At 41.7% G+C, this 12465-nt stretch carries 4 protein-coding genes; 1 reads left to right on the forward strand and 3 read right to left on the reverse strand.

All coding sequences use genetic code 11. From position 1 onward, the window contains the following. Nucleotides 1–43: 43 nt before the first annotated feature. Nucleotides 44–2875 (reverse strand): beta strand repeat-containing protein, encoded by a 2832-nt coding sequence (locus tag HUW48_RS21645; protein WP_182412911.1) that lies wholly within the window; start codon nucleotides 2873–2875, stop codon nucleotides 44–46. Between the two features lie 831 nt (nucleotides 2876–3706). On the opposite strand from HUW48_RS21645, the gene HUW48_RS21650 reads away from it, so the two are divergent. Further along, nucleotides 3707–6502 (forward strand): Kelch repeat-containing protein, encoded by a 2796-nt coding sequence (locus HUW48_RS21650; RefSeq protein WP_182412912.1) that lies wholly within the window; start codon nucleotides 3707–3709, stop codon nucleotides 6500–6502. A gap of 300 nt (nucleotides 6503–6802) precedes the next feature. Here the strand turns inward: HUW48_RS21650 and HUW48_RS21655 are convergent, their stop codons facing one another. Both HUW48_RS21655 and HUW48_RS21660 read right to left on the reverse strand, forming a co-directional pair. Continuing rightward, nucleotides 6803–7798: a PorP/SprF family type IX secretion system membrane protein gene (locus tag HUW48_RS21655; protein ID WP_182412913.1), complete on the reverse strand. Its 996-nt coding sequence runs from the start codon at nucleotides 7796–7798 to the stop codon at nucleotides 6803–6805. A 6-nt stretch (nucleotides 7799–7804) separates the two neighbouring features. Beyond that, the gene (locus tag HUW48_RS21660) at nucleotides 7805–12103 is read right to left on the reverse strand and encodes a LamG-like jellyroll fold domain-containing protein (RefSeq protein WP_182412914.1); all 4299 of its coding nucleotides are present in this window, start codon (nucleotides 12101–12103) and stop codon (nucleotides 7805–7807) included. Nucleotides 12104–12465 lie beyond the last annotated feature (362 nt).

Here is a 12465-nt window from a genome sequence, read left to right on the forward strand (position 1 = left end):
CCTTAAATAAATTTTAGATTAAAATTTTTATTTAAGTAGAGACTTAGTCGTCCATTCTACGCCAGTTCGTTCCATCAGAAATCAGCTCTACAGCAGCACCCGCATTTAAACTGGTTGCGGTAGTATTATATCCTACTATAATAGAAGTTGAAAAAGTAAGCGTTCCGGAACCATGGTTAATTACCCGGTAAATTCTGCCTTTACAACTATTTGCCGCTGGTAAGGCCCAGGTTGCAGTCCCATTAGTAGTATTGATTATAACATGGTCGGTAGCGCTTAAGGTAGTCCCCCCAGATACATTGCGTACCGCCATACTGAGAGTTCCATTAACGGATAAAGTTGAATTTGGCGCATTATTGGCAATACCTACCCGTTCTCCAGCGCCCGTAATGCGCATGGCTTCGTTGGTAGTAGCAGTTCCACCAACGGTAAAAATCATATCTTTGGTAGGATTATTATTAACAATGTAAAAATCTTGCCCCGCTGAAAGAATATAGCCATCATTTTTTTTACCCGTTTCTATAACATTTCCATTTTGATATAGATAACCAGAATTATTGATTCCCATATTAATAAAATTGGTAGTTTCGGTACCATTATCGGCTGTTGCTACAACATCAGAACTGGCTTGGCTACCCGTGGATAGATTTTGAATATTGGTTTGGAAATAACTATTTATATTTCCTCTTGCTACAATAGCGTTATAGGTATTAGTGTTCGCTTCTACTAATAATTGTTCGGGACTATCCTGGTCAAAAGTAGTGGCACCAATACCTACATTCCCTGCCGGAGAAATTATCATGCGGGTATTTAAAGAAGCAGGTTGTGCTTCTGCGTTGGCTAAGCTACTAGTACCATCCGCATTAAAGTTTTGAAAACGGATTTCTTCCGCTACCATGCGTATCCGGTCAGGGCCGAAAGCATTAGCTGGGTCATTACCTACGTAAAACAGCATTTCCTGCTGCTCCGGAGAACCACCCGGGCGTACTTCTATGGCTGCATCCGGGTCCGAGCCGGTGTTGGCAAACATTATTCTTCTGGGGGTAGTATTAGAGGTAGCACTTAGTCTGATATTTCCGTTTACATCTAATTTCTCTGCGGGTGCTGTAAGCCCTATTCCTATATTACCATTCGCTAAAACGCGCATTTTTTCGGCGTTATTAGTAATAATAGGTAAATCAAAGTTAGATGTGGTTCCTAAACTATTTAATGCAGCTACGCTGTTACCTCCTAAAGCCCAACTAGAAGAAGCACCGGCGGTTACCCATACCGGTGATGCATTCGCACCCGCAGACTGTAAAACTTGGCCGGCCGTACCAGCATTGCCATTGGGCATAAAAGCTCCGTTTAATTTAAAATTGCCTAAAACATCTAGTTTTTGAGTGGGTGTTAATCCAATTCCTAAATTGCGGGCAGCGGTTAAGCGCATGGCTTCGTTGGTAGTAGCAGTACCCCCCGTAGTAAAAACAATGTCTTTAGTGGCGTTACTGTTTACAATATGAAAATTATTGCCTGCCGAAAGCAAATAGCCGTCGTTAGCTGCTCCCGCTGCTATTAAATTATTCGCTTGGCTATACACAAACCCACTGCCATTTATGCCTAAGTTTACAAAAAAAGAAGTTTCAGTACCGTTGTTAGCCGTAGCTACAATATCGGAGCTAGCTTGGTTTCCGGTTGATAAGTTTTGAATATTGGTTTGAAAGTACTTATTAATATTACCCCTAGCTACAATAGCATTCACTGAAGTAGTAGTACCAGTGTTCACCAATAACTTCTCTGGATTGGTTGCATCGAAAGTAGTGGAACCAATACCTACGTTACCGGTAGCAGAAATCCGCATTTTTTCGGTATTGTTAGTAATAAAAGGCAAATCAAAGTTAGTGGTAGTTCCTAAAGTTTTAATACCTGCAAGGTTGTTGCCTCCCAAAGCCCAGTTTAAATTATTGGTAGCAGTACTTAAATCTACCCAGGTTGGGTATGCATTTGCCCCGGCCGATTGTAAAATTTGCCCGGCTGTTCCCGGCGCATTGTTGGGCATAAAAGCCCCTGATAAATTAATATTTCCGGCTACATCTAATTTTTGAGTTGGAGTTGTAACACCAAGGCCTAAATTCCCGGCACTACTTACTACATTAATTGCGGTGCCCGTTGCATTTAGCCATTCGGTTAAATTAGCAGTTTGAGAAGAAGAATTACCCTGAATAGATAAAGGTATACTGGCATTGCGCGAGCTTCTTACTAAAACTGACCGGTTTGGAATAGTAGAACCAGTAATAAAAGCTGGGAATGCTGCAGATTGGCGGTCCCCGGTTAATATGGTCGTCCAGAAGGAACCCATTTGAAGCGATTGTCCTCCTCCTCCTTGCCAAAATATATCGCCACCATCACCGCCAATCCTAAAATTCCCTTGATTAGCTGTGTTCGAAAAAATAAGTTGTGAAATGTCCGTAGCAGTACCAGTACGCCTGATTTCCAGATTATTATTTACAACCAATTGGTTTCTGGGATTAGTTACGCCTACTCCTACAAAACCAGAATTATAGTAAATATTAGAAGTAGAGGGCTCCAGGGTCCAACGGCTTCCGCTGCCCGAGGCAATGGGCGTCCAGGTAGTGCCGGTATAATAATAGAAACCGGGAGTAGCGCCATCAGTCTGATAAACGAGCAAACCTATGGCCGGACTAGCAATGGCGGTACGTTGGGCTTCGTTTAAGCGGGGCACCAGTACTCCTTTAGAAGTAGAATAAACATCCAGCACGGCAGAAGCATCTGGCGTTCGGTTAACATCACTAATACCAGTATTTTGAGCAAAAGTGCAGGTATGGTAAACAGAGAAGAGAAACAACAATCCAATTTGCAGTTTTAAAGAACGCATAACCATTTTATAAAAAAATCCAACATCCAATTGATTGTAAAAAAGACCAACAACGCAGTGCCTTTTAAATGGATAAGATAAAGAATTTATATGATTTACAAAACCCAAAACTGTGATAGCAGCATTTTTCTTCTGTATACAAACTTATTAAACCGACTTATACGGCATCGTAAAACAACCAGAAGGAAGTAGAACACCAATTAATATTGTAGAAATACCATACAAATTATGTAAAGGCCAAAATTTATTTAATTTCTTTAATCCATTATTTTTTAATACCTTAATTTTATCTTGTATTTAATTGTGAGTTCTGCCAGTATTAATTAAATCATTCAAACCAGTGGCAGCATAACTAACCAAAATTTAGTAAACTGCTTTTTGGAATTAGAAATATATGTCAACTAACAAAGCCTCCTTTTAAGATAGGGTTCATTCATACTTTGTAACCCAGGTTATACCCTCTTGCTTTTAGGTGTTTAGATAATGTATAGTCTTGTATGTTGCTTTGATCTTGCTACCCGATCTGCTCTTTCAACCATTACATTTTAGAAAACTTTTACTTATAATCAGTGGCTACGCTGTTAGATCTTTGAAGAACAAGATTTTACTTTAAAAAAGTACGCTGGGTTTTATTATCTTTAATAAGATATGTGTAACTTCATTTACGCAACAGAAAATACTGCCTCCCGCATTTTCCTTTTACTTAATAAAGTAAAAAGGAAAACAAATCGAATAATGTTAAACAAATAGGTAGCTAAAAAAGTAAGAACATAATAGCTTAGCAGGGCTTTTAGCACTTTATGGTTGTTTTCTTAATTTTTTCAAATTTTTATGATCAAACTTTACTTTTTTAAGATCCGGAAACCACAAACGAGGTTTCCTCTTACCGCTCGCGTTCTGTTACTGTTTATTTTTCTGTTTCAAATTCAGGTAACATACGCCCAATGGACCCGCCAGAAAAATGCTAATAAAAGACGCGCCGAAATGATGAATATATTATACCAAGGTAAAATGTATAGTTTCGGTGGAATTGGCAACTGGCCACTGGTAGAACCCGTACCCGAGGTTTACGATCCAGTTCGCGATAAATGGACAATGTTGGCTCCCATGCCCGCCGGAAAAACTGTTACTCACCAAGGAATTGTGGTGGTAGGTGACCAAGTTTGGCACATTGGCGGACGTTTAGAAAGTACCGAAGGCCCCCTCACGCACGAAGTCTGGATATATGATATCAGCCAGAACAAATGGTTTAAAGGCCCGGATTTAAAACACCCTGTTACCGGCAAACCTGTACCTTGGGGCGGTGGTGGGGCGGCTTTAGTCGGGCGTACGATTCACCTGGTAGGAGGCTTTGCCATGACCACCTGCAACAGCGACCAGGATCAATTTCACCTGACTTTGGACGTAGATAAGTGGGCCGCTAATCCTAAACGCACCACTTGGGAAAACAAGCTTGCCCCTATGCCTATTAAACGCAATCACATGAGCACCATTGTTTTAGGAGGCAAAATATATGTTCTCGGCGGACAATTTGGACACGATTGCGGGGGCGGACAGGACAAGAGATACTCCCACGTGTATAATCCGCTTACGAATACCTGGACCCGTTTAACAGATTTACCCATGGATCGCTCGCACTGCGAAGCCAGCGTTTTTGCTACCGGAGGTAAAATATACATGGTAGGTGGCGATGGCGGCCCGGATAAAGTTACCCGCTTTAACCCGGAAGCAAATGGCGGTCGCGGTTCCTGGAGCAATCTTTCTGCTTTAAATTTACCCCGGCCTTATATTGCCGTAACGGCGAAAGCTGTACATAACAAACTAATCGTAACTGGTGGCCGGTTCGAGAACTCCCATACTACCCGTTTAGAAACCTACAGCGCTCCTTTTCCGCAGAACGTAGCCTATAAATTTGGTTTTTCAGAAGATTGCTTTAGCCGCACGGTAATTTCTAACGAAAAAATTACGGTAAAAAACTTACTGTACACCCTAGAAGGAGAAAAAAATTACCGCTTAACTTCAAATGCACCTTGGGTAAAAATTAGTAAAAATGCTTCCGGTTTAGCAGCTCCATCGGGAGTTTACGTAGAAGCTACTATTCAGGCAGAAGGTTTACCAGCTGGTAACTACAAAGCTACTATCACGGCTAAAGGAACCGGTAAAGGCCGAAACTTTACCAGTGCCAGCTTCTGCGTAACTTTAAAAGTTACTAAAGGTTCTTCGGTTTTAACCATTACTAAAACCGGTAATGGCTCTGTTACTAAAAATCCCGACAAAGCTTATTATAGCTACGGCGAAAGGGTACAGGTAACGGCAAAACCTGCCAGCGGTTACCGGTTTGCTGGCTGGTCTGGAGATGTATCTGGTTCCGCTAACCCACTTAAAGTAATCATGAAAGGTAATCGCCGCATAACTGCTAATTTCCGCCGGAAAGAAACAGATGTAACCGTGGTACGAATTAATGCCGGTGGCAGCAACCAAACAATTAAGGGCGTAACCTGGCGCGGCTGTGCTTCGGAAAACGGCTGCCGCGATTACGTGGATGGTGGTTTTGCTTATACCGAAAGACCTTCTCCTGGCATTATCGGCGCTAATTATAATAACTTGAACCAGGCCATTTACCAAACTGAGTGGACCGGCGGTGAAACCGGACCTAATTCTGTACCGAAAGGTGCTACGGCCTTTTCGTATCACATACCCGTAAAAAATGGTCAGTACCTGGTGCGCTTGTACTTTGTGGAATTGAATAAAAATGGTCGTGATTTGCGCAAGTTTGATATTAAGCTGGAAGGGCAGTTCATTCAGAAAAACTTCGATATTTATGACGCTGCTAACGGTATCCACAAAGCCATTTACCGGGAATATCCGGTTACCATATCCGATGGAGCGGTTAATCTTGCTTTTATTCGCCAGGTTCAGAATGCCAAGGTAAGCGCTATTGAGATTGCACCTTTAGGAACGGCTACTTTTAATAGTAAACCTACTCCAAATGCGGGTAAAGTTCAAACAGTAACCGCTAATTCCAATGGCTATGCCAACGTAACCTTAAACGGCGGCGCTTCTTTTGATACAGATGGTTATTTAGTTTTATATCATTGGCTTCGTAATGAACAGCATTTAGCTAACGGCGAAAAACCAACGGTACGATTAAGAGTTGGAACGCACCAAATTAAACTGGTTATAAAAGACAATGCCGGAGCTTACCGCACTGATTACACTACTGTTATTGTAAAAGCCGGTACTATTCCGGTTAAAGCTGATTCTATAGGAGAAGCAGTAATTGCAACTAACAATAACCCGGGAAAAGTAAGCCGAAAAGCTACCACTCCTTCCGAAGTTAAGACACCAGCGCTGGGTAATTCTTTAACTGTAAAACTGTATCCTAACCCGGGCGTTTCCGGCGAACGGACTTTTGTAGAAGTTACGAATGGCGGCCAGCAGGAAAACATTGCACTTACGTTATTTGATGTTACTGGCAAGCTTGTTCAAACAACTAACCTCATAACCAATGAACAGGGTACCGCACGCACCGAATGGGAACTAGCCGGCAAATTACGTACGGGTACCTATCTGATTCGGGCGGCAGGTAAGGCCGGAACTACCCAAGCAAAACTGATGCTACGGTAATGAAAATCTGATGATTGATAGGGAAAGGATTTCAGAAATAAAAGTTTCCTTCCCGTTTTAAATTTACGGATAGTTTTATACCCAATAGTGTTTAGAGTTTCCCTATTAAAATAAAGGTTAAAACATAGGGGTATAACCTCGGCAGGTTTTGAAAACCTGCCGGGGTTGAACTAAAAAAGGTGCTTTTTACTATTTGGTATTAGTTAAGGAAGCTATCTATCTAAAATGGGATATTCTTTTACAGAAAAAGGCTTACAGAATTGTAAGCCTTTTTCTTTTTACTTCTGGTTATATTTTTTTTTACCAGACCAACATTTTTTTACCTAAATTTTTAAATGGAAGGGGTACCAGGTTATAGGTTATAGCAATTTCGTTGCTGCTGGCGTTTAAACGTCGGGCATCTTGTGTTACAGATTCGTAGGTGTAGTTTAAAAAGATTTGTTTTAACCGGAAACCACCCGTAAAAGTATAAGCCAGATTAGAGCGGTAACCCACTCCTGCCCAAAAAGTATTTTGAAACACTCCTTTCACCTGGCCTTCTATAGTCTCTTTTAGCTTAGGATCGTAGCGGAAAAGGCCGTTTACCGTTAACCCAAATTGTTCGGAAAAGCCTTGCCGGTAACCCGCCTGCACAATATGCTGTCGCGGAAAAGTATTCGTAAAGTAGTTTTTGTTAGAAGTTAGTTTACCTTCGGCGGCATCCTGCAAAGCATATCCCACATAAAAGTTCTGGCCAGCTAAAGCCACTCCAACATTTACGTCTATTTTATTAATTTCATTATTATCTGCTTCAATTAAATTCTGCAATTCCGGATCGTTGCTCTGGTCTAAAGTAAGTCGCAGGTAATCCAGAAAAATGTTATTGTACGTAGCTGCAACGCCGGCCCGCAGAGTTAATTTTTCGGAAAGGTATACCTGCCTGCTGTAACCTAATAACAATTGATTTTCGCGGTACGGGCCAAAAGAATCGTGCAATAAAGTAACTCCTAGCCCATCTTTAGCGCCCAGATACGGATCAGGTCTTTCTTCCTGCAACACTCCGGGCCGTTTGCTGCGGCTCCAGGCACCTACATCCGCCAAATCAAACTCAGTCGAAAAGAACAAAGTACGCGGCGCATCTTCAAAACCAGTCCACTGGTCGCGGTAAATACCTTTAAGCTGAGAGCCGTTTAGTCCGGTTAAAGCGGGGTTAAAATAATGCTGCACTTGCGAAAAACTGGCCAGATGTTTTCTGCTTTGCGCCTGAATTTCTCCGGCTATAGTTACTAAAAAGATAAAGAATAAATATTTTCTCATGCTCTCTTACTTTTTAAGGACCGTTACCACTCCCTTTTTCGTCAGGTTAATATCTGCCACTTGAATAATAAACAAGTAAGAACCGGGTAAAACCTTTCCGTTTGCATTTTGGCCATTCCAACCTTTTTCCGGATCAGTGGTGTAAAAAAGCCGCACCCCAGACCGGTCGAATACTTCAATCTGAACCTGGTTGTAAAATTTAAGCTCGGGTATAGTCCACTCATCGTTTATGCCATCGCCGTTGGGCGAGAAAGCATTTACTATTTTAAGTTGGTCAGCCGTTATTGGGTAGGCGGCTTTGGTTAAGGTAAAACTTTGCTCGATGCTATTATTAAACGAATCGGTAGATTTTACCCGAATAGTAAATTGAGTTTGCCCCGATAAGCCTGCATTTGATTTCAGAAATAACTGGTCTCCCACTATATTAAATAACCCGTTATGGGTATCTCCCTGACCGGTAACTAACGTGTACGTAAATTGCGTATCGTCGGCATCGGCGGTTTCTAATTTCCCAATTGCGTCGGAAGGCGTTACGTTGGGACTGAAAGTAGTATTGCTTAGAGTAATAGCTGTAGGAACTTGATTAGATTCTACGGATACAATTATTTTGGCCGGTATATTATTCAGGTTGGTAGTACCGGAGCTTAACGTAAGAATACCAGTTAATTCGTATTGCCCGGTAGCATCCGGATTATAAGAACCTGGTTGCCAAGTTACCGGAACTTCTTCTTTCTCCCCGGAAGAATACGTAACTTCTAAGGTAACCGGCAGGGGTAATTGTTGAAAAGGTGTACCGAGGGGCACTCTTATATTATCCGATTGTTTAATGGCAACAACATCTTTCGTATTCTTGATAATCTGGTTTGTAATTGTTTCACCTTGATTACCGGCCGCATCAACCAAATAAAGCGAAACTGTAACCGGGCCATTAGGCAGTTCAGTCAGATTTAAAGCAGTAATATCAAATTGCGCTTGTTCCACTAGTCCGGTGCCGGTAACTGGGGTACCACTGTTTTCGCCGGTTATGGTATAAAAATAAGTAGTACCTATTTCCGCTCCGGTTATTTTTAAAGTAATGTTTCCCTGATTCGTAACATCTATTTGCGGTTGTTCAAAACTTACTGCGTAACCAGTTGGTTTGGTAGCATCAAAAATAATTTTCAGTTCATTAGAAGCTACATTACCAGAATTAGATCCATCCTGCGCTACGGCTGCGGCAACGTTTACTGTTACTTCACCGTCGGCTATGGGGGCGATAACTGCCGTGTAAATTTGCTTACTTACCGCAGTAAAAGCAGTCGCAGTGGCATTTTTTAAAGTAAGGTCCGTTGCGTCGAAGTTATTAACCTCTTCGCTAAAAGTTATAGTTACTTCAAAAGGAACATTAATAGGCGTTGGCGCGGTGGTAGAAATAGTTACTGTTGGCGCATTTAAATCTATCGTCCAGGTATGACTAGCTGGAGTAACATCTATATTTCCGGCTTTATCCAGGGCACGCACCTTTAATTCGTGGGTTCCTTCCGCCAGGCTAGTTAAAGTTAATCGATTAGTAGATGTTACGTAAGCAGCATTATCCAAGCTTACTTCAAATCCAGATTCTGCCTCACTACTGGCAAAATCAAAGATGGCTGCCGTACTGCTCGAGTTAGCTAAAGGAGCAGATAAAATAGTAGTTTCCGGCGCTTTTGTATCTATTTCTACGCGAAAAGGAGCGCTAAACGGCCCATCTTGGTTAGCAGCATTAATAGCGTTTGCAGTGAAGGAGTAAACACCATCAGGTAAAACATTAGCAAAAGTAAAAGCCCAGTTGCCGGCTCCATCGCTGGTAGTGGTGCCCATGTCGCCGAGTCCTGTTGCTACTATTTTTACGGTTACTTCAGACTGAGCAGTACCCCTAAGAATTAAGGAATTATCAGCGGTAATACCATCCGTGTTATTACCGGTATCTTCTGTAACTCCCACAATAACCGGAGCAAGCGGCAATAAACCTACCGTAATAGTAAAGGTTTGATCTAAAGTAATCTTACCATCGGTTACCCGCAAAGTAACCGGGTGCGTACCCGCATCGGTTTGTTTCGGAATGCCGCTTAAAACACCTGTAGCAGCATTAAAGCTTAACCATCCGGGTAGAATAGGAGCCGAGAAAATCAACTTATCTGTAACATCCGCATCGGTAGCGGTTAAAGTATACGCATAGTTGTTGCCCTCAGAAGCAGAGCTAATCGGTGTAGAGGTTATAACCGGAATATCATTAATTGGCTCTACAATTACAGTAATAGTAAGCGAACTAATCTTACTTCCGCCTGCCCCGGCTAAGCCATTATCGTTAAGGGTAAGAACAAGATTATCCGTTCCGCTATAATTGGCATTGGGAGCATAAATTAACCCATTCTTGGCTAAGGTTTCGTTTATAGCTGCCAGAGGTGCATTAATAGTAACTGCGTTTGAATTGTTAGTGGTAATATCGCCGGCCGCTATGCCATTACTTACGTCATTCTTAATTTTTATTATTCCATTGGCAACGTTAAGCGTTAAGGTTATTTTTTCGGAACCAGCATCAGGGTCAGAAACTTGTACTCCGGTAATCATATGCTCCGTATCTTCGGGAGTAGTAACGGATGTTACCGGGAAAGCCTCTACTGCCCAGGTGGCTCCTTCGTGAATAGTACCATTTTTACCATTAGTAGTAGCATCTGTTAGCGTAGTACCGGTACCTTCGGCAAATTTATAGTACACTTCTAAACCTTCTTCATTGCCCGCCAATTGCAGGTCTTTACTCTCCTGAATCTGAGTTTGCGTACGCGCTACATCCCAGATTCGTACTTCGCGCATTTTACCGTTAAAATAAGCATCATTGGCCCAGTTACTTTTAGCTAAATAATTAAGCGCCCGAACTGCATCCCGAGGCACATTCTGGTTACCGGAACCTACCAACAAGCCATCGATATACAAAGTACCGGTACCAGCTCCGTTATTCACAACAGCTACGTGTTTCCAAACCCCGGTCGGGAAAGCGGAATTCGCAGCCAAAGAACTACCCTGATTGCCGCCAATAAACGTTTGCATTTCCAAATGCTGAGCAGTATTAAAGGTAGCTAGAATATTATCCTGATTGGGCCCATTACCTAAATCAGCAACACGCGCCCAAGTTTGATGTTGGGCTACATTCACCCAGGCTTCAATAGTATAATCGCCTTCTAAATTTAACTCCGGAATAGATACATACCCTTTAGTACCATCAAAGTTCAGCCCGTTTACTCTTATTGAACTAGTAATTACCGGCTCATCATTAACGGCGGATACTGTAATAGTAGCAGTGCCTGAGGCAGCACTATAGGCCGTAGTGTCTCCAGTAGTAATATCCGCTACGGAATAGGCAGTACCAGCACTTTGATCCCAGGCTCGAAAAGTGAAGGAAGCGGTTCCGTTAAAATTAGCGGTCGGCACAAACCGGATTTTAGCAGTCGGCGGCAACAACAAGGCGTTAGCATCGGCAGGAGTATTACTTAAATCAAAAGTATACCAGGTATTATTCTGAAAAAATTCCCAGGTTCCATTGGTAACATCCCTTCCGGTAACGGCAATACCTATTTCCAAACCCTCCGGCGAAGAAACGGCACCAGCTAGTAAACTAGAAATTTCCGCCCCTAAATTTTGCTCTTTTGCTAAATCTTCGGCAATGGCCGGAATTGTAATTTTGGGTTGGGTAATAACGGGAACGCGTTTAGTTATAGTTAATACTGCGTTGTCGGAAGTAACCACCTCCCCATCGCTAATTTGTACCCGGTAAGTGTAGTTGTTCATCGAATACGGAGCACTGGTAATGGTAAGGGTGGCCGTAGTAGCACCGCTATAAACTTCATTGTTCGTTATGTTAGCAAATGTACCATTGCCGGTATCTACCTGCCATTGGTAAGATAATGGATCGCCGGAAGCAACAACGGTAAAGCTGGCATTTTCATCGCTATTTATTGTAACCGATACGGGCTGAGTAGTAATTTCAGGAGTTTCATTCGCCTTAGTTGGGATAAGAGCAAAATTATTACTGCTACTGTAGGCTTGATTATATATAATGCCGAAAGGTGATAAAGTTATTTTTTCCGGAAATGCTGTTTTTTCGGAGATTCCTTCTAAATGAATATTTCTATCGAAAATATTGTGGGGCGCTGTGTCAGTCTTTTTGGGTGGGGTAAAAGTAGAAGTAAAAAGTGTGGTAGTAGTTGAATTTAATAATATATGTGCCCAACCCTGTTGCCAATGGGCAAACAGAAAACAGAAGGTAATATATAGTATACTTTTGCTCATGAAATCGACTTTAAGTAAAATATAAAATTAGCAATATTTATATAGCGTGTTTCATTCTTTAGTTCTGATGATTCCTGCTGGTATCCCCGAACCAGTTTTTAGAATATGGCGAGATAAGATAGTACAAGCATTCCAGGCAATTATTTTATTAACTAAGTTAAAGCGAGTTAAACGAAACTAACAAAGATTTTACTATTTTCAGGGTTCATCCGAAAATCTAATTCTTTAATTATGGTACTTATACTTAGTAAACTAGTACTTACTGATCAAATATTAATAAGCAACTTCATTCAGAAAGTAGCATTATTTACTTATTGTTTACTACTTCAAGTAAAAAGATTTCAATATCAGCCTATCAGCTA

Source organism: Adhaeribacter radiodurans, from assembly GCF_014075995.1.
Lineage (GTDB): Bacteria > Bacteroidota > Bacteroidia > Cytophagales > Hymenobacteraceae > Adhaeribacter > Adhaeribacter radiodurans.

What these genes read in the sequence shown, in the direction of transcription:
- HUW48_RS21645 (WP_182412911.1), bottom strand. Translation starts at nt 2,875, where the DNA reads ATGCGTTCTTTAAAACTGCAAATTGGATTGTTGTTTCTCTTCTCTGTT.
- HUW48_RS21660 (WP_182412914.1), bottom strand. Translation starts at nt 12,103, where the DNA reads ATGAGCAAAAGTATACTATATATTACCTTCTGTTTTCTGTTTGCCCAT.
- HUW48_RS21655 (WP_182412913.1), bottom strand. Translation starts at nt 7,798, where the DNA reads ATGAGAAAATATTTATTCTTTATCTTTTTAGTAACTATAGCCGGAGAA.
- HUW48_RS21650 (WP_182412912.1), top strand. Translation starts at nt 3,707, where the DNA reads ATGATCAAACTTTACTTTTTTAAGATCCGGAAACCACAAACGAGGTTT.